The sequence below is a fragment of the Ruegeria aquimaris genome, assembly GCF_025751555.1.
GTDB lineage: Bacteria > Pseudomonadota > Alphaproteobacteria > Rhodobacterales > Rhodobacteraceae > Ruegeria_B > Ruegeria_B aquimaris.
In genome coordinates, this window is record NZ_JAOWLB010000001.1 from 480,183 (window position 1) to 501,194 (window position 21,012).

Annotated in this window: 25 protein-coding genes; 18 read left to right on the forward strand and 7 right to left on the reverse strand. The window is 64.3% G+C overall.

All coding sequences use genetic code 11. From position 1 onward, the window contains the following. Positions 1-149 precede the first annotated feature (149 nt). The 5 genes from thrS to OE747_RS02440 all read left to right on the forward strand — a co-directional run bounded on the left by thrS (position 150) and on the right by OE747_RS02440 (position 4,882). Positions 150-2,096 carry a threonine--tRNA ligase gene (thrS, locus tag OE747_RS02420; RefSeq protein ID WP_263827008.1) on the forward strand — a complete coding sequence of 649 codons (1,947 nt, stop codon included), beginning with the start codon at positions 150-152 and terminating at the stop codon, positions 2,094-2,096. A 221-nt stretch (positions 2,097-2,317) separates the two neighbouring features. After that, a complete protein-coding gene (locus tag OE747_RS02425; RefSeq protein ID WP_263827091.1) occupies positions 2,318-2,623 on the forward strand; it encodes a BufA1 family periplasmic bufferin-type metallophore in 306 nt (101 codons plus the stop codon). A gap of 81 nt (positions 2,624-2,704) precedes the next feature. Next, a complete protein-coding gene (gene bufB, locus OE747_RS02430) occupies positions 2,705-3,562 on the forward strand; it encodes an MNIO family bufferin maturase (RefSeq protein ID WP_263827009.1) in 858 nt (285 codons plus the stop codon). Beyond that, complete coding sequence (locus OE747_RS02435) at positions 3,559-4,341, forward strand: HvfC/BufC N-terminal domain-containing protein (RefSeq protein WP_263827010.1); 783 nt, start codon at positions 3,559-3,561, stop codon at positions 4,339-4,341. The genes bufB and OE747_RS02435 overlap by 4 nt, the downstream gene beginning before the upstream one ends. Beyond that, the gene (locus tag OE747_RS02440) at positions 4,316-4,882 is read left to right on the forward strand and encodes a DoxX family protein (RefSeq protein WP_263827011.1); all 567 of its coding nucleotides are present in this window, start codon (positions 4,316-4,318) and stop codon (positions 4,880-4,882) included. The genes OE747_RS02435 and OE747_RS02440 overlap by 26 nt, the downstream gene beginning before the upstream one ends. A gap of 40 nt (positions 4,883-4,922) precedes the next feature. Here OE747_RS02440 and OE747_RS02445 read toward each other — a convergent pair whose 3' ends face one another. Both OE747_RS02445 and OE747_RS02450 read right to left on the reverse strand, forming a co-directional pair. Beyond that, positions 4,923-5,291, reverse strand: a complete 369-nt coding sequence (locus OE747_RS02445) for a hypothetical protein (protein WP_263827012.1) — start codon at positions 5,289-5,291, stop codon at positions 4,923-4,925. 44 nt (positions 5,292-5,335) lie between these two features. Beyond that, positions 5,336-5,653 (reverse strand): arsenate reductase family protein, encoded by a 318-nt coding sequence (locus OE747_RS02450; protein WP_263827013.1) that lies wholly within the window; start codon positions 5,651-5,653, stop codon positions 5,336-5,338. 213 nt (positions 5,654-5,866) lie between these two features. Between OE747_RS02450 and OE747_RS02455 the strand changes: the two genes are divergently transcribed. Beyond that, on the forward strand, positions 5,867-6,073 hold the full coding sequence (locus tag OE747_RS02455) for a cold-shock protein (protein WP_164132444.1): 207 nt from the start codon (positions 5,867-5,869) through the stop codon (positions 6,071-6,073). An 82-nt stretch (positions 6,074-6,155) separates the two neighbouring features. On the opposite strand, the gene thyX is transcribed toward OE747_RS02455, so the two are convergent. Next, a complete protein-coding gene (gene thyX, locus OE747_RS02460; protein WP_263827014.1) occupies positions 6,156-7,067 on the reverse strand; it encodes an FAD-dependent thymidylate synthase in 912 nt (303 codons plus the stop codon). Between the two features lie 199 nt (positions 7,068-7,266). Here thyX and OE747_RS02465 point away from each other — a divergent pair, with 199 nt between their 5' ends. The 5 genes from OE747_RS02465 (at position 7,267) to OE747_RS02485 (ending at position 11,794) form a co-directional block, all read left to right on the forward strand. Then, entirely contained in the window at positions 7,267-8,319 is a 1,053-nt protein-coding gene (locus tag OE747_RS02465; RefSeq protein ID WP_263827015.1) for a hypothetical protein, read from the forward strand. 8 nt (positions 8,320-8,327) lie between these two features. After that, complete coding sequence (locus OE747_RS02470; protein ID WP_263827016.1) at positions 8,328-9,716, forward strand: surface lipoprotein assembly modifier; 1,389 nt, start codon at positions 8,328-8,330, stop codon at positions 9,714-9,716. A gap of 67 nt (positions 9,717-9,783) precedes the next feature. Next, positions 9,784-10,212, forward strand: a complete 429-nt coding sequence (locus OE747_RS02475) for a VOC family protein (RefSeq protein ID WP_263827017.1) — start codon at positions 9,784-9,786, stop codon at positions 10,210-10,212. Beyond that, entirely contained in the window at positions 10,209-10,913 is a 705-nt protein-coding gene (locus OE747_RS02480) for a DUF1194 domain-containing protein (protein WP_404818281.1), read from the forward strand. The genes OE747_RS02475 and OE747_RS02480 overlap by 4 nt, the downstream gene beginning before the upstream one ends. A 26-nt stretch (positions 10,914-10,939) precedes the next feature. Then, the gene (locus OE747_RS02485; protein WP_318527289.1) at positions 10,940-11,794 is read left to right on the forward strand and encodes a DUF1194 domain-containing protein; all 855 of its coding nucleotides are present in this window, start codon (positions 10,940-10,942) and stop codon (positions 11,792-11,794) included. On the opposite strand, the gene OE747_RS02490 is transcribed toward OE747_RS02485, so the two are convergent. From OE747_RS02490 to OE747_RS02500, 3 genes are all read right to left on the reverse strand, one after another. Then, complete coding sequence (locus tag OE747_RS02490) at positions 11,733-12,230, reverse strand: MarR family winged helix-turn-helix transcriptional regulator (RefSeq protein WP_404818282.1); 498 nt, start codon at positions 12,228-12,230, stop codon at positions 11,733-11,735. The two genes, OE747_RS02485 and OE747_RS02490, sit on opposite strands and share 62 nt — an antisense overlap. A 77-nt stretch (positions 12,231-12,307) precedes the next feature. Continuing rightward, a complete protein-coding gene (locus tag OE747_RS02495) occupies positions 12,308-12,565 on the reverse strand; it encodes a succinate dehydrogenase assembly factor 2 (RefSeq protein WP_263827018.1) in 258 nt (85 codons plus the stop codon). Next, entirely contained in the window at positions 12,562-12,957 is a 396-nt protein-coding gene (locus tag OE747_RS02500; RefSeq protein ID WP_263827019.1) for a helix-turn-helix domain-containing protein, read from the reverse strand. The genes OE747_RS02495 and OE747_RS02500 overlap by 4 nt, the downstream gene beginning before the upstream one ends. An 88-nt stretch (positions 12,958-13,045) precedes the next feature. On the opposite strand from OE747_RS02500, the gene OE747_RS02505 reads away from it, so the two are divergent. From OE747_RS02505 to OE747_RS02515, 3 genes are all read left to right on the forward strand, one after another. Further along, on the forward strand, positions 13,046-14,248 hold the full coding sequence (locus tag OE747_RS02505; RefSeq protein ID WP_263827020.1) for a pyridoxal phosphate-dependent aminotransferase: 1,203 nt from the start codon (positions 13,046-13,048) through the stop codon (positions 14,246-14,248). 27 nt (positions 14,249-14,275) lie between these two features. Then, positions 14,276-14,677 carry a hypothetical protein gene (locus OE747_RS02510; RefSeq protein WP_263827021.1) on the forward strand — a complete coding sequence of 134 codons (402 nt, stop codon included), beginning with the start codon at positions 14,276-14,278 and terminating at the stop codon, positions 14,675-14,677. 67 nt (positions 14,678-14,744) lie between these two features. Beyond that, a complete protein-coding gene (locus OE747_RS02515; protein WP_263827022.1) occupies positions 14,745-16,115 on the forward strand; it encodes a dipeptidase in 1,371 nt (456 codons plus the stop codon). Between the two features lie 86 nt (positions 16,116-16,201). Here the strand turns inward: OE747_RS02515 and OE747_RS02520 are convergent, their stop codons facing one another. Beyond that, the gene (locus OE747_RS02520; RefSeq protein WP_263827023.1) at positions 16,202-17,554 is read right to left on the reverse strand and encodes an MATE family efflux transporter; all 1,353 of its coding nucleotides are present in this window, start codon (positions 17,552-17,554) and stop codon (positions 16,202-16,204) included. Positions 17,555-17,654: 100 nt separating this feature from the next. Between OE747_RS02520 and OE747_RS02525 the strand changes: the two genes are divergently transcribed. From OE747_RS02525 to OE747_RS02540, 4 genes are all read left to right on the forward strand, one after another. Continuing rightward, positions 17,655-18,284, forward strand: a complete 630-nt coding sequence (locus OE747_RS02525; RefSeq protein WP_263827024.1) for a TIGR02453 family protein — start codon at positions 17,655-17,657, stop codon at positions 18,282-18,284. Between the two features lie 3 nt (positions 18,285-18,287). After that, positions 18,288-19,445 (forward strand): alpha/beta hydrolase family protein, encoded by a 1,158-nt coding sequence (locus OE747_RS02530; protein ID WP_263827025.1) that lies wholly within the window; start codon positions 18,288-18,290, stop codon positions 19,443-19,445. Positions 19,446-19,510: 65 nt separating this feature from the next. Then, a complete protein-coding gene (locus OE747_RS02535) occupies positions 19,511-20,404 on the forward strand; it encodes an alpha/beta fold hydrolase (RefSeq protein ID WP_263827026.1) in 894 nt (297 codons plus the stop codon). After that, entirely contained in the window at positions 20,401-21,012 is a 612-nt protein-coding gene (locus tag OE747_RS02540; protein ID WP_263827027.1) for a glutathione S-transferase family protein, read from the forward strand. The genes OE747_RS02535 and OE747_RS02540 overlap by 4 nt, the downstream gene beginning before the upstream one ends.

Consider the following 21,012-nt stretch of genomic DNA (forward strand, 5'->3'; position numbering starts at 1 on the left):
CTGCCCAAAGTTTCACGAAACTTTGGGTACAGACTTTCTGCGAAAGTCTGCTGCCTTGACTTCGTCTGCGGCCCCTGCCAAATCGGGCGGACACCATAACCCGCAACCGGGCGTTCAGTGGGCGCCAAACCGACGAGGAGCCGCCAGATATGGCCCAGATCTCTCTCACCTTTCCCGATGGCAATGCACGATCCTATGACGCAGGCGTAACGCCCGCGCAGGTCGCCGCCGACATCTCCACCTCGCTGGCGAAAAAGGCCATCTCCGCCACTGTTGACGGCAAGCATTGGGACCTGCAATGGCCGATCGCGGCCGATGCGCGGATCGCCATTCACACCATGGCCGACGAGGCACAGGCCAACGAGCTGGTGCGCCACGACCTGGCCCATATCATGGCCCGCGCGGTGCAGGAGATCTGGCCCGCCACCAAGGTCACCATCGGCCCCGTCATCGAGAACGGCTGGTATTACGACTTCGACCGCGCCGAACCCTTCACCCCAGAAGATCTCGGCCTGATCGAGAAAAAGATGAAGGAAATCATCAACAAGCGCGAGCCCGTGACCACCGAGGTCTGGGAACGCGCCCGCGCGATCGAGTTCTACAAGGCCAACAACGAACCCTACAAGGTCGAGCTGATCGAGGCCATTCCCGGCTCCGAACCGATCCGCATGTACTGGCACGGCCACTGGCAGGACCTCTGCCGTGGCCCGCACCTGCAACATACCGGCCAGGTCCCCGGCGACGCGTTCAAGCTGATGTCCATCGCCGGCGCCTATTGGCGCGGCGACAGCAATCGCCCGATGCTGCAACGCATCTACGGCGTCGCCTTCACCGGCAAGGAAAAGCTCAAGGCGCATCTCACCATGCTGGAAGAGGCCGCCAAGCGCGACCACCGCAAGCTGGGCCGCGAGATGGACCTGTTCCACATGCAGGAAGAGGCCCCGGGCCAGGTGTTCTGGCACCCCAACGGCTGGACCGTCTATACAACGTTGCAGGACTACATGCGCCGCCAGCAGCGTCGCGGCGGCTATGTCGAGGTGAACACGCCCCAGGTCGTCGACCGCAAGCTCTGGGTGGCCTCGGGCCATTGGGAGAAATACCAGGAGAACATGTTCATCGTCGAAGTGGACGAGGAACATGCCCGGGAGAAGGCGGTCAACGCGCTCAAGCCGATGAACTGCCCCTGCCATGTGCAGATCTTCAACCAGGGCCTCAAATCCTATCGCGACCTGCCGCTGCGCATGGCCGAATTCGGCTCATGCAACCGCTATGAGCCCTCGGGCGCGCTGCACGGTATCATGCGGGTGCGCGGCTTTACCCAGGATGACGGCCATATCTTCTGTGCCGAGGATCAGATCGAATCCGAGACCGCCGAGTTCATCAACTTCCTGTCGATGATCTACAAGGATCTGGGCTTCGAGAAGTTCTCGGTCAAATTCTCCGACCGCCCCGAGACCCGCGCGGGTTCGGATGAGGTCTGGGACAAGGCCGAAGCCGCCCTGCTGTCGGCCACCCGCGCCGCCGGGATCGAGCCGGAACTGAACCCCGGCGAAGGCGCCTTTTATGGCCCCAAGCTGGAGTTCGTCCTGACCGACGCCATCGGACGCGACTGGCAATGCGGCACCCATCAGGTGGATTTCGTTCTGCCCGAACGGCTCGATGCTACCTATATCGGCGCCGACGGGGCCAAGCATCGCCCGGTCATGCTGCATCGGGCGACGCTGGGCTCGTTCGAGCGCTTCATCGGCATCCTGATCGAGGAACACGCGGGTAAACTGCCCTTCTGGCTGGCGCCGCGCCAGGTGGTGGTCGCCTCGATCACGTCCGATGCCGACGCCTATGTACAAGAGGTCGTGGCAGAGCTGAAAAAGGCGGGTGTCCGGGCCGAAGCCGACACCCGCAACGAAAAGATCAACTACAAGGTCCGCGAGCATTCTGTGGGCAAGGTACCGGTGATCCTGGCCGTCGGTCAGCGCGAGGTCGAGGAACGCACCGTCAGCGTTCGTCGCCTGGGCGAAAAGGAAACCCGCGTGCAGCCGCTCGCGAATGTTACAAAAGAGCTGGCGCGCGCCGCGACACCGCCCGACCTGCTGTAACAATTCTCACAAAAGACGTGCAGGCCAGCCTCCTCACCGGGGGCCGGCCTGTAACATTTCGCGCATTTGCCAAAAGAATCCCTTTGTTTACCGCGTGACTTGCCCAAGAATTCTGACAGGAATGTGAGACACGGGGTCGTGAATTCAAACACGTATCCAGCCACACTACCTTAGACTTGCCCAAGACGAAAACATCACACGATCATGAAGGGATGAACGAGATGTCGAAAACCACCAAGACCCTGGCCATCGCGGGCGCTGTTGCTGCCGCGCTTTCCGCAACCACTGTCACCACTGCCAGCGCCCAGGCCAAGGAAAAGTGCTATGGCGTATCGCTGGCCGGCAAGAACGACTGCGCCGCCGGCCCCGGCACCACCTGCGCCGGCACTTCGACCGTGGATTACCAGGGCAACGCCTGGACGCTGGTAGACGCGGGCACCTGCGCGACCATCGAACTGCCCGCACAGGCCGACGGTTCGGCACGCAAAGGCTCGCTCGAAGCGCTGACCCGCGACCTGCCCGCATAAGGCACAGCACCTTCAGGGGGAGGGCCGCCCACCGGCCCTCCCCTTTTCCTGCCTCGCCGGGATTGCCGAAAGGACCATGTCATGCTGGATGCTTCCCGCGCCCCAAGCGGCCTTCCGTCCCTGCCCGGTGTGGGCTACAAGCCGCAACATTTCTCCGAGATCCTCGATGCGCCCGGCCCGGTCGGCTGGCTCGAAATCCATGCCGAGAACTACATGGGCGATGGTGGCCGTCCGCTGGCGCAACTGCGCCACCTGTCCGAACGCTTTCCGATCTCGGTGCATGGTGTCGGCCTGTCCATTGGTGGGGCGGGTGCGCTCGACCCTGATCATCTGGCCCGGCTGAAACACCTCACAGGCTGGCTGAACCCGGCCAGTTTCTCGGAACATCTGGCCTGGTCCACCCATGACAGCCATTTTCTCAATGACCTGCTGCCGCTGCCCTATACCGATGCCACGCTGACCCGCGTCTGCGACCACATCGATCAGGTGCAGGATGTGGTTGGCCGCCGGATGCTGCTGGAAAACCCCTCCTCCTACCTCGCATTCGCCGAAAGCACCTGGTCCGAGCCCGATTTCCTGCGCGAAATCACCCGGCGCACGGGTTGTGGCTTGCTGCTCGACGTCAACAACGTCTTTGTCTCGGCCACCAATCTCGATTTCTCGCCGCAGGGTTATATCGACGCCTATCCGCTGGAAAAGGTGGGCGAAATCCATCTGGGCGGCCATGACGAGGATCACGACGACCACGGTAGACCGCTCTTGATCGACAGCCACGGGCGCGAGGTGGTGGACCCTGTCTGGTCCCTGCTCGACTATGTGCTCGACCGGTCAGGCCCGAAACCGATCCTGATCGAGTGGGACACCGACGTGCCCGACTGGCCCGTTCTGCGGGCCGAGGCCGCGCGCGCCCAAACCGCGCTGGAGCGCTTACCGGCATGACCGTGACACAGGATGATTTCCATGCCGCTCTGCTCGATCCGGGCCGGGCGATCCCGGAGGGTCTATGCGATGCCCGGACGCATCCGCCGGGCCGCCGGTTCAACGTCTATCGCAACAATGTGGCGGTGTCGCTGACCGAGGCGATGCACCAGGCCTTTCCGGTCATCGCCAAGCTGCTCGGCGCGCAGAACATGGACGGGCTCGCGGGCCTCTTCCTGCGCCGCCACCCGCCCTCGACGCCGCTGATGATGTTCTACGGCGAGGCGTTTCCCGACTTCCTCGCCGGGATGGAACAGCTGTCGCACCTGGGCTACCTGCCCGATGTGGCGCGGCTCGAACTGGCGATACGCCAGTCCTACCATGCCGCCGACAGCACCCCGCTCGACCCAAAGGCGCTGTCCATCGACCCCGAGGCGCTGATGGCCGCCCGGCTCGACTTCGCCCCGGCCATGCGGCTGATCCGGTCGCCCTGGCCGATTCATGCGATCTGGCGGTTCAATACCGAGGACGGCGCGCCGAAACCGCAACCGGGCGGTCAGGATGTGTTGATCACCCGGCCCGAATACGACCCGATCCCACAGCCGCTGCCCACCGGCGGCGGCGACTGGATCGAAGCCCTGCAAGCCGGTGCGACGATCGGCGCGGCCTATGAGACTGCCGCCGAAACGACACCTGATTTCGACCTGGGCGCCACATTGGCCCTGCTCCTCCAGGGGGGCGCCCTCACCTCACTCACAGAGGAAGGACAAGAGCATGAACCCACTCATCTCGATCCATGACAAGGTCTTTGGCCTTGTTGAAACCGCCGGAACCTGGCTCTTGCCGCTGCTGGCCCGGTTCACCTTTGCCGCCGTGCTACTGGTCTATTACTGGAACTCGGGCCTGACCAAGCTGGGCGACGGCATCCTTGGTCTCTTCAGCCCCTCGATCGGTGCCTACAGCCAGATCTTTCCCAAACAGCTCGAAGCGGTCGGGTATGACGTGTCGCAACTGGGCTTCTACCACTGGGCCGTGGTGATGGCGGGCACCTATGCCGAATTCATCCTGCCTCTCCTGATCGTGATCGGCCTCTTCACCCGGCTGGCGGCGCTCGGCATGATCGGCTTTGTGGTGGTGCAGTCACTGACCGATGTCTATGGCCATGGCGCCACCGATCTGGCCACGCTGGGCGCGTGGTTCGACAATCAGGCCAGCGGCGTGATCATGGACCAGCGGCTGTTCTGGGTCTTCACCCTCGGTATCCTGGTGATCCGCGGGGCGGGCGCCCTGTCGCTTGACGCGCTGTTGCGCAACCGCGCCCAAAGCGCCGCCATGGCCTGAGCCACAAGGATCGGCCCGCGCATTGCGGGCCCTTCCCCGCTCAGAAATGCGCCTTTTCCTCGTCCGGCTTACCCGCTGCCACCGCCAGCACGCCAGCGACCCCGGCAAAGGCGATCGGGAACATGGTGAACACGTTGAAGCCAAAGGCATGGTACATGCCCGCCGCCGAGATCAGCAGCAGCACACCGCCCCACAGCGCCCGCGCCCGCGCCATCGCGCCGCCCGCAATCGCCAGCATCGGCGCGATGACCGAAGTCATCTGCACCAGATCGGTATTGGCCACCTGCTCGGCCACCCCCTCGATCTCGCCGAAATACGCCACCGCCTCGACATAGCCAAAGCTGACGAAGCCGACGAGCATACCGATCAATCCGGCAATGATACCAAGGACAAGCGCCGCATTGCGCATGGGGTGACCTCCAATTCAGATACCGGCTTCACATAAGACCCGGTTCAGCCCGCGCCAAGGGCACGCCGAGTGTCAGGGGTCCAGCCGAGGTAAAATTCCCCCTCCGCCTCGATCAGCGGCCGCTTCATCAGTGCCGGGTGCGCAGCGAGCAGGTCCAGCGGATCGCGCGCCCGCTCTGCCTCGTCCAGACCCCGCCATGTGGTCGAGCGGGTGTTGAGCAGCGCCGCGCCGAATTCCGCCCATGCGCGTGCCAGCACGTCCTGACTGATCCCGTCGTCGCGTACATCCACCAGCCGCGCATTCGGCAGTGCCTTCAAGGCCTTGCGACACGTGTCGCAGTTCTTCAACCCGTAGATCAGCATGAAACCTCCGTCCTTTCCGCCCAAATATCGCGCAAAATGATCCGGGCACAGTCCCTTTTTCTTGATTTTTGCCCGCACCGTGCAATCTTGAGGCCGGAACCGGTGTCAGTCGCCTTCTAACCCTGACCGGGAGAGGCGCAGGATTGCCGCCGGCCACCCGCCCATGCCCCGCATATTCGGGGAGGATTTGAACGTCAGAAGGAGACACGGGACATGCCTACCGGCACCGTGAAATGGTTTAACGCAACTAAAGGTTATGGCTTTATTGCCCCCGACGGCGGCGGCAAGGATGTTTTTGTCCACATTTCGGCTGTCGAACGGTCCGGTTTGACCGGTCTGGCCGACAATCAGAAAGTGTCGTTCGAACTGCAAGACGGCCGCGACGGTCGCCAGATGGCCGCCGACATCAAGCCGTTGTAAATCCACGGCAGAGCCACATCAGGCGTTCGGCGGCCTTTGGCCGCCGACCCGCTTCTGCGACCGGAAACCGGCCCGCCCGAGATCAAGATCTGCCGATAACGTCCTGAAACTCGCGCCATTCGCGCGCCGACAGGCCCGAGTTTTCCTGCGTCACCGTTTCGCCCGCCAGCATCCGGCGCAGGCTGTCGACCATCTGCGCCGACAGGTTCACCGCGCCCAGCCGGTAATCCTCGAACGCCTTGTAGGCGAACGGCACCCACTCGGCGACGATCCGGCACATGGCGTCCGCATAGACCCGGATCTCGTATTGCGCATGTGCGTCGGCACGCAGCCGCAGGAAATGGAACAGGTTGTGCAAGTCCACCTTCCAGTACCACTGGGTATAGATGTTCGCCGGCAGGTTCATCCGCGCCAGTTCGCGCGCCAGCCCCTGCTGGCCATCCTGTCCGATCATAGCCTCGTAATTGTCATAGCAGCGCGCGCTGTCAGCCTTGAGAATCTCCAGTACCCGCGCAGCCTCGGCCCCTTCCAGCGTGTCGCCACGCCCCTGATTGTTGACCGCAGATTGCGCCGCCACATGTTCGGGCGCAGGAATATAGAACTCGCGGTCCAGGATCGAATAGCGGGCCGAATACTCGTTCACATTGGCGGTCCGGTGCCGGATCCACTGCCGCGCGACAAACACCGGCAGCTTCACATGCAGCTTGATCTCACACATCTCGAACGGGGTCGAATGCCAGTGCCGCATCAGATAGCGGATCAGCCCCTCGTCGTTCTGCACCGATTTGGTGCCCTTGCCATAGCTCACCCGCGCCGCCTGACAGATCGCCGCATCGTCGCCCATATAGTCGATCACCCGGACAAAGCCATGGTCCAGCACCGGATGCGCCGTATACAGGTGCTCTTCCATGCCTGGCGAAACCACCCGGCGCGTCAACGCGGTCTGCGCCCGCTGGGCATCGATCTCGGCCAATTGCTCAGGCGATAGCGGCATCGGGGGTCCTTTCACTAGATGAGTCGCCACGATACTATATCTTGCATTTATGGCCACCGAAACCGCGACATAAGGTATGGCTTTTTGGGCACCCTCCACCGGCAAACCCATGCCCCGTTCTCGAAGCATTTGACTTTCCACAACCAAAGCCAGACTATGGCTGAAAAATCTCTCTAACAAAGAGCAGAGGCAGGCAGTGATGAGACCCTATTTCGTTGCGCTGGCAACGTGCGTTGCGTTGTCGGCATGTGGCGGATCGGATGCCGTTTTTGGAACCGATGGCGGCACCGATGGCGGAACCGGCACCGGTGGTGGCACCGACACCGGAAACCCGATCAACAGCGACCGGACCGTACCGCCAGGCACGGCATCGCCCTCGCCCGCCGTCGGTATCTTTCGCACCGAGGCCACTAGCACTGACTCCACCTATGATGGAAACGGCTTCGCCAGCGACATCAGCTATAATTCGACCAACGACACCTTCACCGTCGACAACCTCGGTTTTGATGGTGACAACACCTATTCCCGCGGCTCTACTGTCGGCAGCCTCGGACCCTTCGCCGTGTACGAGGCCGACGCTCAGTATCTCGACAGTTTCGATGGCGCGCCGATCAACCAGTTCACCCATCGCGCGGTCTATGGCGTGTCCACATCGGGCAACACTCAGTTTGCCATCGTCCGCACCGGTGCCTATGTCGGCTACGGGTTCGGCGGTTTCATCTACCAGCGAGACAACAGCGTGACGCTGCCCACCACCGGGCAGGCACAGTTCTCCGGACAACTTGCCGGTCTGCGCGACTACAATGGAACCGGCGGCCTTGAATACACCACCGGCGACGTGGTGATTGCCATCGACTTCGACGATTTCAACGACGCGACCGGAACGCGGGGCGATGCAGTGCGCGGTTCGATCAGCAACCGGCGCATCTATGACATTAACGGCAATGATGTGACAGCCAACGTCATTTCCCGCGTCAATGCCGAGAACAATACCACGCTGTCACGCATCCCGACTGCGACCTTTACCGTTGGTCCGGGTGCAATGGACGACAACGGCGAGATCATCGGAACGCTGCAGAGCTATTACACCGACTCGAACGGTCAGACCCAGATTTTCGAGGAAGGCAACTACTACGCCATCGTCTCCGGCGACAACGTCGACGAAATCGTTGGCGTAGTCGTGCTGGAAACCACGAAAGATCCGATGGCGTCTTCCGTTCGCGAAACCAGCGGCTTCATCGTCTACAACTGAGGCGCACCATGCGGGTCCGCCTCGGGACAGTGCTGAGCGCCCTGCCAACAGCCTTGATGCTGTTGGCGGGACAACCTGTGGTCGGCGAACAGCTCACCCCGGACGAGTTGCGCGCCACCGCCCACCAGGCGCTGCGCATCGGCGCGCCGGAGCAGGCCTATGCCTATTCGCGGGCCCTGCTACAGCGCGATCCCAACGACCGGCAGGCGCATCTGATCCACTCGCGCGCGGCCCGCACGCTGGGCCGGTTCGACGAGGCAAAATCGGCGGCGAAATCGGCCTGGGCGCTTTCCACCACCGACGAACAGAAGTTTGCCAGTTCCATGGTGATGGCGCAGGCCCTCTCCTCTTCCGGTCAGCGCACCATGGCGCAATGGTGGTTGAGACGCGCCGTCGAGCATGCCCCGAACGACGACTTGTCCCGCCTTGCCATCCGTGATTTCAAATATGTCCGCGCCCGCAATCCATGGCTGACACGCCTGTCGTTTTCGGTCACCCCGGACAGCAACATCAACAACGGCTCTTCCCAGCGATCCTCGTTCCTGAACTATCGCCTGTCCGAGGCGATCTATGGCCAGCCGGTCGAATACCAGCTGGGCGGCACCGCGCTGGCGCTTTCTGGCGTCGAATACTCACTTGGCCTGACGACACGCTACCGGTTCCGCGAAACGCCCACCCGCGCGCATGACGTGATCTTCACCACCGATCTGCGCGCCTATACGCTCTCGTCCGAGGCCAAGTCCCTTGCCCCCACGGCCAAGGCCAGCGATTTTGCCTTTGCCTCCTATACCCTCGGCTATGGTCAGCGCGGCATGAATTTCGAACGCCGCGGCGAATACCGGTTCGTCGTCGACCTGGGGCAGAGCTGGTATGGCGGCAATGAGTACGCCCGGTTTGCCCGGCTCAGTCTGGGCCAGACCTATCAGCTCCAACGGGGCCGACAGATCAACGCCCGGATCGCAGGCGAACGGCAGTGGGGCGTGACCCGCAGCGATCAGGACACCGTGCGCGCCGACCTGTCCTATACCCTGCCGCTGAGCGGGGGAACCATCCTGTGGACCAACCTGACCGGCGCAGTCGGCACCTCGAACGTGGCCGCCGACGAATTCACCGAGATTGGCCTGCGCGCCCAGCTTGTCTTTGCCAAACCCGTATTCGGCGCCACCGCGCAGCTGGGGCTCTGGGCGCGCAACCGCGACTATGACGTGTCGCCACACAGCCGCGACGGCCGTCAGGAGGACAAGTTCGAGGCCGATTTCACGCTCATTTTCAACCAGATAGACTATTACGGTTTCAACCCGACCATGCGCGTTTCCGCCTCGCGCACCGACAGCAACATCGCGCTTTATGACGCCAAGCGGTTTGGCGTGAACTTCGGCATTCAGTCCGCTTTCTGATCGCGCTCTCGACATCGCCGCCCACTGCGCTAGGCTCCGTCGCGGAACAATCTGAGGATGGCACGCGATGGCGCTGAAATATCTCCATGTCATGGTCCGGGTGAAGGACCTTGAGAAATCCATGGCCTTTTACGAACTGCTCGGCCTGCGCGAAATCCGCCGCTATGAAAGCGAGCAGGGCCGGTTCACGCTGGTCTACCTGGCCGCGCCGGGGCAGGACGAAACGCCGCTGGAACTGACGTACAACTGGGACGGCGACGAGGGGCTGCCTTCGGACAGCCGCCATTTCGGCCACCTCGCCTATGGTGTCGATAACATCTACGAGATGTGCGCCATGCTGCAAGATAACGGGGTCACCATCAACCGGCCGCCACGCGACGGGCGCATGGCATTTGTCCGCTCGCCCGACAACATCTCGATCGAGCTGTTGCAGAACGGCGAGGCGCTGGCACCGGCAGAACCCTGGGTCAGCATGGAAAGCACCGGCCACTGGTGACCGGGGCGGCACGGGCGGCGTTCTGCGCCGCGATCCTGCCGTGGGGGTCGGGTGCGACAGAGGCAGCCGAGTGTCGGCTGGCGCTGGCGCTGGCGCTCGATGTCTCGCGCTCGGTCGATGCGCGCGAACACGCGCTTCAGCGCGGCGGGCTGATCGCAGCCCTAGGCGCCCCCGAGGTGCGCCGCGCGTTTTTCGCAGCCCCGCTGCCGGTGGCTCTGGCCGTCTATGAATGGAGCGGGCCGGCAGAACAGCACCTGTTGCTGGACTGGGTTCTGATCCGGGCGCCCGACGATCTGGATCGTGTGGCAGACCGGATCGGCCAGGCTCCCCGCAACGGCACCGAAGCGCCCACCGCCATGGGACAGGCCCTGCTCTATGGCGCGGCGCTGATGGCGCGCGGCCCCGACTGCCTGTTCCACACCATAGACATCTCGGGCGATGGTGAGAACAACGAAGGGCCCGGACCGCAAGATGTCTACGCCCTTCCCGGGTTCGCCGCGATCACGGTCAATGGCCTGCCGATCAACGGTGCGGAATATGAGACCGAGATCCAGCTCATCCCCTGGTTTCTGGACAATGTGCGCCACGGTCCCGGTGCTTTTATCGAGGTTGCCCAAGGGTTTGCCGATTTCGAACGCGCCATGGCCGCCAAGCTGGAGCGCGAGCTGTCGGGCCTGGTGATCGGCGCGGTCCTGCCATGATCCGGCTGTGCGCCCTTCTCCTCTGCTTGAGCGCCGCACCCGTCCACGCCGCCTGCCGCCAGGCGCTGGCGCTGGGGCTCGACGTGTCCGGCTCGGTCGACGCTACCGAATACCGCCTGCAACTTGATGGACTGGCGGCAGCGCTGCTGGCGCCCCAGGTGCAGGACAGGCTGCTTGCCATGCCCTCGGCACCTCTGCGGCTGGCCGTCTTCGAATGGAGCGAGCCGGGGCATCAGCGCCTGATCCTCACCTGGCGCGAGATCCGCACCGCCGCCGATATCGCCGCGATCGCCGCCCAGCTCACCCGGACCCGCCGTGCCCCCGCCCCGCCCGGCACCGCCATCGGCCCGGCAATGGCGCATGGCGCGGCATTGCTCGGACAACAGGCCGACTGCTGGAAACGCACCCTCGACCTGTCAGGCGACGGCAAGCACAACATGGGTCCGCATCCCCGCGACATGCGCGCGGCGCTGTCCGATCGGGGGGTGACCATCAACGGGCTGGTGATCGGGGCAGACAGCACCAACGCCACCGACCACCGCCAGGTGCAGATCGGCGAGCTCTCCGCCTATTACCGGGCCTGGGTGCTGACCGGACCCGATGCCTTTGTCGAGGTTGCGCTGGGATATACCGACTATCAGCGCGCGATGGAGCGCAAGCTGCTGCGCGAACTCGAAGGGCTTGTCCTGTCCGCGCTGCCCGTAGACACGACAAACGGGGCCGCACCCGATAAGCCCGAAGTCCGCCCGGATGTTGCGCTTTACCGGGGCGGCGCCGTCCGCGCCCGCCCCGGCCTGCCCGAAACGCAGCCATGCCTGCTTAATAGATGTACCGAATCTGGTCGGTCCAATAGCGCTCGACCCGCTTCAGCGCGCTGGTGATCTCCATCACGCCTTCCGGCCCCAGCACGCCGCGGCCCTGCAACCCCTCGGCATGGCGCTGGAACAGATCGGTGACCACATCCCTGATGTCGCGCCCCTTCTGGGTCAGCCGCACCCGGACCGAGCGCCGGTCGATCTCGCAGCGCTGGTGGTGCATATATCCCATGTCCACCAGCTTCTTCAGGTTGTAGCTGACATTGCTGCCCTGATAGTACCCGCGGCTCTTCAACTCGCCTGCCGTCACCTCGTTGTCGCCGATATTGAACAACAACAGCGCCTGAACCGCGTTGATCTCCAGAACACCGACCCGCTCGAACTCATCCTTGATCACGTCGAGCAGCAACCGGTGCAACCGCTCGACCAGCGACAGGGCCTCCAGATAGCCCGACATGAAGCTTTTGCCGCCGGCCGTCGTAACCTGCATTTCCATACTCATCCGTCTCTCCGACTCGCCAGTGCCTGCAAGACACTCTGGGCAGAAAAGCCAAAGATTCAGTTAAGTCGGAATCTGTGTTATTTTTGAAACGTTTGCGAGATATCCTGGATCAGATCGCGAAACCGCTCTGGCGTCGCGACCTGCCCGGTGACCCATTGATACAGGTCCTGATCGTTCTCATGCAGCAGCGCGTCATACAAATCCAGCGCCGCGACATCCATCTCGCCCAGATTACGCTCAGCATAGGCCGACAGGATCAGGTCCATCTCCTTGATCCCCCGGCGCATCGACCGCATCTGCATCCGCTTGATCCGGTTTTCCCGGCTTTCGGTCACGCCTCGGCCTCCATCCGGCGCCGCACCGCCTTTTCCAGCTTGGCCACCCGCCCTGTCGAGGCCTGCAACTGGGTCCGCAATTCGCGCAGTTCCGCCAGCAGCGTCGTCATGTCCCGCCCCAGATCGTCGTCCTCGGATGCCATGTCCATGCCCGGTCCCTCGCCGGTGATCAGCCACATGATCGACACGTTCAGCATGCCTGCCAGCATCTGCAACCGGTTGGCACGCGGTTCGGCCAGATCCTCTTCCCAACTGGCGATGGTCGACTTCTTCACCCCCAGCCTGCGGGCCAGCTGCGCCTGCGTCATGTCCGCCGCTTCGCGCGCCGCCGCCATCCGGTCGCCAAAGGTTGCCGAGTCTTGTCCGTAATAGTCGGTCATGTCGCTCATCATCGTGGTCCTTCCGGGTCTGCATACGGCTTGATCGCCGCTCGGGCGCACCCTATGACAGTCGCGCCCAACATTCAAACCGAGGCCGACCATGAGTTTCCTGTCTGCGACATTGTCCCGCGTCAAACCCTCGCCCACCGTCGCGATGACCGCCAAGGCGGCCGAACTCAAGGCCGCAGGTCGCGACATCATCGGCCTCAGCGCGGGCGAACCCGATTTCGACACGCCGCAGAACATCAAGGATGCCGCCGTCGCCGCCATCGCCGCAGGCAAGACCAAATACACCGCCCCCGACGGCATCATCGAGCTGAAACAGGCCGTCTGCGCCAAGATGAAGCGCGACCACGGGCTGGAATACACGCCCGCGCAGGTCTCGGTCGGCACCGGCGGCAAACAGACGCTCTACAATGCCTTCATGGCAACGCTCAATCCGGGCGACGAGGTGATCATCCCCGCCCCCTACTGGGTCAGCTATCCCGATATGGTGCTGCTCGCGGGCGGCACGCCCGTGGTGGTCGAAACATCGCTCGACACAAGGTTCAAACTGACCGCCGAACAGCTGGAATCCGCGATCACGCCCAAGACCAAGTGGTTCATCTTCAACTCGCCCTCGAACCCCACCGGCGCGGGCTATTCCCGCGCGGAACTCAAGGCGCTGACCGATGTGCTGATGCGGCACAGCCATGTCTGGGTGATGACCGACGACATGTACGAACACCTGGCCTATGACGGGTTCGAATTCTGCACCCCCGCCCAGATCGAACCAGGGCTTTACGACCGTACCCTCACCTGCAACGGGGTGTCCAAGGCCTATGCTATGACCGGCTGGCGAATCGGCTACGCCGCGGGTCCGGCAGAACTGATCACCGCCATGCGCAAGGTCCAGTCGCAATCCACCTCGAACCCCTGCACCATCAGCCAATGGGCGGCGGTGGAGGCGCTCAATGGCACGCAAGAATTCCTGGCCCCAAACGCCGCGCTGTTCAAACGCCGCCGCGACATGGTGATCTCGATGCTGAATGCCGTCGATGGCATCGACTGCCCGACGCCCGAGGGCGCCTTCTATGTCTATCCCTCGATTGCCGGGCTGATCGGCAAGACGACCCCCGCCGGCACCCTGATCGACAGTGATGAAACCTTCTGCACCGCCCTGCTGGAAGAGGCAGACGTCGCCGTCGTCTTTGGCGCCGCCTTCGGTCTTTCGCCGAACTTCCGGGTCAGCTACGCTGCCTCGGACGCGGCCCTGACCGAGGCCTGCACCCGCATCCAGCGCTTCTGCGCATCGCTGGTCTGAACGGAAACCAAGAAGGAGAGGCCGGGCATGGGCGCCGAGTTGCCAGACTATTACTTCCGGATCCGCGAAAACGGCGCCTTTGTCTTTCGCGTCGACACCGAGAACCGCCAGCGCCGGATCGAGATGGACCAGATCGCCATGGTCAACATCAAGAATGGCGAGGTGAAACCCCATGGCGGCCGCGACCTGACGCCCGAGGACATGAAGGCCATCAAGCGCTGGATGGCCGAGCGGACCGAGCTGCTGGCCCGCCGCGACATCGACGATATCCTGCGCGCGGTGGACTATCTGAACCTGACGACCCACTGGGTTCAGTCCAAGGCCAGCGATGCGCAGCTGGAAGAGGTTACCGACTCGCTGCTGCTGGCCATGCACGATCTGCGCTCGATCCTGGTGCGCAAGAAGGCCGACCGCCTGACCAAGGGCTAAGCCCGGCCCTTGCCAGCCCCCGCGATTGCCGTACTGTCCCCACAAGGCTTGTTGGAGGAGACAGGACATGGACTGGCAGGACTATCTCGACACGAACCAAACCCGCTTCGAACAGGAGCTTCTGGAGTTTGTCGCCATCCCCTCGGTCTCGGCCAAGCCCGACCATATGGCGGATGTCGAACGCGCCGCCCAATGGGTCGCCGCGCGCCTGGAGAAGGCGGGCATCGAGAATACCGCCGTTCTGCCCACCTCCGGCCACCCTGCGGTGTACGGCGACTGGCTGCATGCCGGACCGGACAAGCCCACGGTGCTGATCTACGGCCATTTCGACGTGCAGCCTGCCGAGCCCTTCGACCTCTGGCTGAGCCCGCCCTTCCAGCCCGAGATCCGCGAGGGCCGCGTCTGGGGACGCGGCGCCTCGGACGACAAGGGCGGCATGTTCATCCCGATCCTTGCCACCGAGGCGCTGCTCGCCACCACCGGCCGCCTGCCGGTCAACATCAAGTTCCTGTTCGAAGGGCAGGAAGAAATCGGCTCGCCCGACATGCCGCCCTTCATAGCGGCCGAGGCACGCCGCCTCTCCTGCGACATGATCTTCTCCGCCGACGGCCTGCAATGGACGGCGGACGAGGCGCAGCTGGTGATGGGCCTCAAGGGGCTGGTTGGTGTCGAACTGATCGTCGAAGGCGCCCAGGCGGATCAGCATTCCGGCCTGCATGGCGGCGGCATCAACAACCCGTTGATGGCGCTCAGCCAGATCCTCGCCTCGATGAAGGACGCACAAACCGGCCGGATCACCATCGACGGCTTCTATGACGACGTGGTCGAGCTGACGGTGGAGGATAAAGAGGACATCGCCCGCGTCCCCTTTGACGAGGCGGAATATTGCGCCGAACTGGGCGTGACCGAGGCGTTTGGCGAAGAAGGCTACACCGTGCGCGAACGGCTCTGGGCCCGGCCCACGCTGGAGCTGAACGGGTTGACCGGCGGCTATCAGGGGGCCGGCAGCAAGACCGTGCTGCCCGCCCGCGCCAGCGCCAAGATCACCTGCCGGCTGGTCGCCAACCAGCGCCCCGAACGCATCGCCGAGCTGATCGCCGCCCATGTCGCGGCCTATACTCCGCCCGGGGTGACAGCCCGCATCGAACATCTGGCAGGCGATGCCGACCCCTTCCTCGTGCCACGCGGCCACAACGCCAGCCAGGCGGCGGGCGAGGTGCTGCGCGAGGTCTATGGCGCCGACCCCTATGTCACCCGCGTCGGCGGCTCGATCCCGATCATGACGCTGTTCCTGCGCGCGCTCGGCGTACATGGGGTGATGTTCGGCTTTTCCATCGCCGACGAGAATCTGCACGCGCCCAACGAGTTCTTCCGCCTGGAGAATTTCCGCCGCGGCCAGACCGCCTATTGCCGCCTGCTGGAACGGCTGGGCCAATAGCGCAACCAGAATTTTGAAAAAATTCTGACCCAGAAAATTTCAAATTTTCTGAACCATTTTCTTTCCAAGAAAATGGGCGCCCGGACCTAGGGCACCGCCTTGATCGACCGGCCCCAGAACCGTGCCATCAGCAGCGTTCCGGCAAAGAAGAGCCCCAGCACCAGCCCGGCCCAGACGCCGATCCCCTCCCAGCCCCAGACAAAGCCCATCACGTAAGAGGCAGGAATGCCAACGACCCAGTAACTGACCGCCGCCATCACCATCGGCACGGTGGTATCCTGCACCCCGCGCAACAGGCCCAGCGCCATTACCTGCGCGCCATCGACCAACTGGAACAGCGCCGCCATCGCCAGAAGGCCTGTCCCGATCACCAGAATCTCGGGCCGGTTCGGATCGTCCGGCTCTATGAAGAGCGAGATCAGCGGCTCGGCCCAGGTCAGGAACAACGCAATCGTCGCCAGCGACATCATCAGCGACATCGCGATCACCACCTTGCCGCCGCGCGCCATATGCTCTCTGTCACGCCGACCATAGGCATTGCCTGCCCGGATGGTCGCGGCATTCGACAGGCCCAGATGCACCATGAACGTCGCCGAGGCCAGCTGGATCGCAATCCCATGCGCCGCCAGCGGCACCGCCCCCAGCCAGCCCATCATCACGGCAGAGGCGGAAAACAGGCTCACCTCGGCCAGATTGGTCAGGGCAATCGGCACCCCCAACCGCACCACCCGGCGGAACATCTCGCTATCCGGCCGCCAGAACCGCCGGAACAGCGTATGCTGCGGCAGAACCCAGAGCGCATAGGCCACAACCGCCACCAGCGACACAATCTGGGTGCAGATCGAGGCGATCGCCGCCCCGGTGATCCCCAGTTCAGGCGCGCCCCAGTTGCCGAAGATCAGCGCATAATTCGCCCCCGCATTGACAAGAACCGCCAGGACCGTGATCCAGAACACCACCTGCGTCCGCTCCAGCGCTGCCAGATAGGATTTCAGCACCATCACCATCAGCGCCGGGATCATGCCCCAGCCCGCGATGCGCAGATACTCCGCCGCCATGGCGGCGATCCCGGCCTCCTGCCCCAGTGCCAGCAGGATCGGCTGTGACCAGATCAGCAGCGGCATCGCCAGCATGGCAAAGATCAACGAGGCCCAAATCCCCATCCGCGTCGCCCGCCGGATGCTGGTCTGGTCCCGCTCGGCCGCGGCCGCCGCCACCATCGGCATCACCGCCCAGCCAAAGCCCGCTCCCATCAGGAACAGCACGAAGAAATAGCTGCTGCCCAGCGTCACCGCCGCCAACGCCTCGACCCCGTACCAGCCCAGCATGACCGTGTCGGTCAGGCCGATGGCGAATTGCGCCAGATGCCCGCCGATCAACGGCAGGCCCAGAACTGCAATCGCGCGGGCATGGCCGCCATATGTCATTCTCTCCGTCATCCGGTCAGGCTTAGGCGGCACCCGCGACAAGGGCAAGCGTGATCTTTCCCCTTCCCGTTGACCTCCCCCGTGCTAGGCTCGCCCCCAGACGGAGGCCAATATGACCGATCCCCTTGCCCGACTGATCCCCGAGGCGCGCGCCTTTCTGACCGAGCTTGCCGCCAATAACAGCCGCGACTGGTTCACCCTGCACAAGGCGCGCTACGACGCCGGGCTGAAGGCCCCTGCGCTGATCCTGCTCGACCAGATCGCCGCGCATCTGGGCACTGGCACAGCGACCAAGCTCTTTCGCCCGCAGCGCGATGTGCGGTTTTCCAGGGACAAGACGCCCTACAACACCCATCTGCACCTCTTGTGGACCACGCCCGATGGCGCGCAATACTTCTTTGGCCTCTCTTCCACCTATGTCACTTCGGGTGGCGGCCGGATGGGGTTCGACGCGGCCTCCCTCGCCCGCTATCGCAACCGCCTGCCCGCGCTCGGCCCAGCGCTGCAAGCCGAGATAGACGCGCTGACCGCCCAGGGCGCGCGCCTGTCCGAGCCCGAGCTCAAGCGCCCCGCGCCGCCGATTGCGCCCGGCGACCCGCTCGCGGATCTGGCCCGCCGCAAATCCCTCTTACTCTGGTTCGACCATGACGCCAGTCTGACCGACGTTCTGGCGCAATTGAGCAGCGATTTCGACCGGCTCAAACCCTTTCAGGCGGCGCTCTCCGCCCTGCTGGCAGACTGACCCATGTCCCATATCCTCAACCGCATCGACACCGTCCGCCCCGACGCCCCGGAACAGGCCGGATATGGCCCTTTTCCCGTTGGCGTGCGGACCTTGCAATTCGACATTCCCGGCCGGATCGACGTGGCCCGCGCCACCGAGGACAGCCAGCCGCTCTCTGACCGGCCTGTGACGGTCGAGCTCTGGTACCCCGCCGCGCCCGACACCGCACCGGGCGGCCACTATGATACGCTGATCCGCGACGGACAGACCGCCACCCGCCTCCTTGGTCGTGCCGCCCGCGATGCCGCCCCGGCGCAGGGCCGCTTCCCGTTGGTGGTGATCTCGCATGGCTATCCGGGAAACAGGTTCCTGATGTCGCATCTGGGAGAAACGCTGGCCTCGCGCGGGTTCATCGCCGCCGCCCCCGATCACGCCGACAGCACCTATGCCGACCAGGGTGCCTTTGGTGCCACGCTCTATCACCGCCCGCTCGACCAGCGCGCCGTGATCGACCATGTCGCCGCAACCGTGCCGCAGGCCGATACCGGGCATACCGGCGTCATCGGCTATTCCATGGGCGGCTACGGCGCGCTGGTCTTTGGTGGCGCCGGTGTCAGCCGCACCGCCCCCACCGCCGGTTTCGCGCCGCCCGCCGGGCTGCTGTCCCGTCACGTCTCCGGTTCTGAGACCCATACGGCCCTGATCGACCCGCGCGTGCGCGCCACAATCGCCATCGGGCCCTGGGGCAATCACCGGGGCATCTGGGACGCTCCCGGCCTTGCCCGGCTGGACAAACCGCTGATGATCATGGCAGGCAGCCTTGACGAGGTCTCAGACTATGCCGCCATGCGCGGTATCTTCGAGCAGACCACCGGCACCACCCGCCACCTGCTCACGTTTCACGGCGCCAGCCACAATGCCGCCGCGCCCATCCCCGCCCCGGCCGAGAGCTGGGCCGCGTCCCCCGCGCTCGACTTCATCCCGTTCGAACATTACGCCGATCCGGTCTGGGATACGGTGCGCATGAACAACATCGCCCAGCATTTCGCCACCGCCTTCCTGTCGCTGCATCTGAAGGGCGACGAGACCATGCAACGCTTCCTTGACGGCATCTTCACCGGTTTCGCCCCCACCTCTGCCCGCGCCCTCACATTCGAGACGCTGACGAAAGGTCACTGAACGCCACACCTTTCCCATAGGTCCGCAACCTGCTTGACTGCGGCGATCAAACCCCGGAGCGCGCCATGCAGACCGAAACCGTAACGCTCAACGGACAAGGCTTCTTTCTCCGCCGCTGGGGCGATCCGGCGCTGCCGCCGCTCCTGATGCTGCACGGCTTTCCCGAATACGGCGGCGCCTGGGCGGATCTCGCGCCGCATCTGGCCCACCACTTTCACTGCATCGCCCCGGACCAGCGCGGCTATGGCCAAAGCTGGGCGCCCGAGGGCGTCGCACATTACACCACATCGCATCTGGTTGCAGACATGGCGGCGCTGGCCGAAACCCTTGGCGCGCCGCTCACCGTGCTGGGGCATGACTGGGGCGCGGCGGTGGCCTACGGGCTGGCCATGTTCAGCCCCGAACTGGTCGACCGCCTGATCATCGCCAACGGGGTGCACCCGGTGCCGTTCCAGCGCGCGCTGGCGGCGGGCGGGGCGCAATCGGCGGCCTCGCAATACATGAACGCCCTGCGCGCACCCGAGGCCACGCAGCACTTTGCTGCTAATGATTACAAGGCGCTGGCCGATTTCTTCACCCGTCAAATGGGCGGGCAGGACTGGCTCAGCCCCGCGCGACTGGTGGACTACAAGGCCGAATGGGCGCGCCCCGGCAGGCTCGACGCCATGCTCAACTGGTACCGCGCCTCGCCGCTGGTGATCGCCGCCCCCGGCCAGCCCCGCACCGACCTGCCCGCCCTGCCACTCGACCGGCTGCACGTGCGCTGCCCGCATCTGCTGCTCTGGGGGCCCGATGACCGCGCGCTGCTGCCCGAGGCGACCGAGGGGCTTGAAGAGTTCGCCGCCGACATCACCCGCATCACCATCCCCGGCACCGACCACTGGCTGTGCCATCAGGCGCCCGACCGGGTCGCCGCCGCCATCCTGAACTGGATGCCCCAACCGGAGACCGCCCCATGATCACCGTCCACCACCTTGCCCAATCCCGCTCGCTGCGCATCCTCTGGCTGCTCGAGGAGCTGGGCCTGCCCTACAAGGTCATCCGGTACGAGCGCGACCCCAAGACCCGGCTTGCCCCGCCAGACCTGCGCGCCATCCACCCGCTGGGCAAATCGCCGGTGATCGAGACAGACGGTATCCGGCTGGCCGAATCCGGCGCCATCGTCGACTATCTCTGCACCCGCCACGCGCCGCAGATGATGCCGCCGCAGGACAGCCCCGCCTGGGCCGAACATCTGGAGCTGATGCATTTCGCCGAAGGCTCGGTGATGACGCCGATCCTGCTCAATCTCTATGTCGGGCTGTTGGGCGAAGCAGGCGCGCCACTGCATCCGCGCATCCAGTCGGAACTCAGCAGCCATTTCCGCTTCATGGAAGAGAGCCTGCGCCCCTCGGGCCATTTCGTGCTGGATGGGCTCAGCGCCGCCGACATCCTGCTCAGCTTTCCCGCAGGCGTGGTGGCGCGGCTGGGCCGCGAAGCCGAGTTTCCCCGGCTCGCCGAATTCGCCGTCGCAATGCACGCGCGCCCGGCCTTCCAGCGCGCGCTCGCCGCGGGCGGCGGCGACTGA

Bases quoted from the DNA above. Each gene is read 5' to 3' on its own strand.
- OE747_RS02510 (WP_263827021.1), top strand. From the start codon at position 14,276: ATGGGCGCCGAGTTGCCAGACTATTACTTCCGGATCCGCGAAAACGGC.
- OE747_RS02530 (WP_263827025.1), top strand. From the start codon at position 18,288: ATGTCCCATATCCTCAACCGCATCGACACCGTCCGCCCCGACGCCCCG.
- OE747_RS02465 (WP_263827015.1), top strand. From the start codon at position 7,267: ATGAGACCCTATTTCGTTGCGCTGGCAACGTGCGTTGCGTTGTCGGCA.
- OE747_RS02440 (WP_263827011.1), top strand. From the start codon at position 4,316: ATGAACCCACTCATCTCGATCCATGACAAGGTCTTTGGCCTTGTTGAA.
- OE747_RS02470 (WP_263827016.1), top strand. From the start codon at position 8,328: ATGCGGGTCCGCCTCGGGACAGTGCTGAGCGCCCTGCCAACAGCCTTG.
- OE747_RS02505 (WP_263827020.1), top strand. From the start codon at position 13,046: ATGAGTTTCCTGTCTGCGACATTGTCCCGCGTCAAACCCTCGCCCACC.
- OE747_RS02490 (WP_404818282.1), bottom strand. From the start codon at position 12,230: ATGAGTATGGAAATGCAGGTTACGACGGCCGGCGGCAAAAGCTTCATG.
- OE747_RS02500 (WP_263827019.1), bottom strand. From the start codon at position 12,957: ATGATGAGCGACATGACCGACTATTACGGACAAGACTCGGCAACCTTT.
- thrS (WP_263827008.1), top strand. From the start codon at position 150: ATGGCCCAGATCTCTCTCACCTTTCCCGATGGCAATGCACGATCCTAT.
- bufB (WP_263827009.1), top strand. From the start codon at position 2,705: ATGCTGGATGCTTCCCGCGCCCCAAGCGGCCTTCCGTCCCTGCCCGGT.
- OE747_RS02450 (WP_263827013.1), bottom strand. From the start codon at position 5,653: ATGCTGATCTACGGGTTGAAGAACTGCGACACGTGTCGCAAGGCCTTG.
- thyX (WP_263827014.1), bottom strand. From the start codon at position 7,067: ATGCCGCTATCGCCTGAGCAATTGGCCGAGATCGATGCCCAGCGGGCG.
- OE747_RS02445 (WP_263827012.1), bottom strand. From the start codon at position 5,291: ATGCGCAATGCGGCGCTTGTCCTTGGTATCATTGCCGGATTGATCGGT.
- OE747_RS02520 (WP_263827023.1), bottom strand. From the start codon at position 17,554: ATGACGGAGAGAATGACATATGGCGGCCATGCCCGCGCGATTGCAGTT.
- OE747_RS02475 (WP_263827017.1), top strand. From the start codon at position 9,784: ATGGCGCTGAAATATCTCCATGTCATGGTCCGGGTGAAGGACCTTGAG.
- OE747_RS02455 (WP_164132444.1), top strand. From the start codon at position 5,867: ATGCCTACCGGCACCGTGAAATGGTTTAACGCAACTAAAGGTTATGGC.
- OE747_RS02515 (WP_263827022.1), top strand. From the start codon at position 14,745: ATGGACTGGCAGGACTATCTCGACACGAACCAAACCCGCTTCGAACAG.
- OE747_RS02535 (WP_263827026.1), top strand. From the start codon at position 19,511: ATGCAGACCGAAACCGTAACGCTCAACGGACAAGGCTTCTTTCTCCGC.
- OE747_RS02540 (WP_263827027.1), top strand. From the start codon at position 20,401: ATGATCACCGTCCACCACCTTGCCCAATCCCGCTCGCTGCGCATCCTC.
- OE747_RS02435 (WP_263827010.1), top strand. From the start codon at position 3,559: ATGACCGTGACACAGGATGATTTCCATGCCGCTCTGCTCGATCCGGGC.
- OE747_RS02425 (WP_263827091.1), top strand. From the start codon at position 2,318: ATGTCGAAAACCACCAAGACCCTGGCCATCGCGGGCGCTGTTGCTGCC.
- OE747_RS02525 (WP_263827024.1), top strand. From the start codon at position 17,655: ATGACCGATCCCCTTGCCCGACTGATCCCCGAGGCGCGCGCCTTTCTG.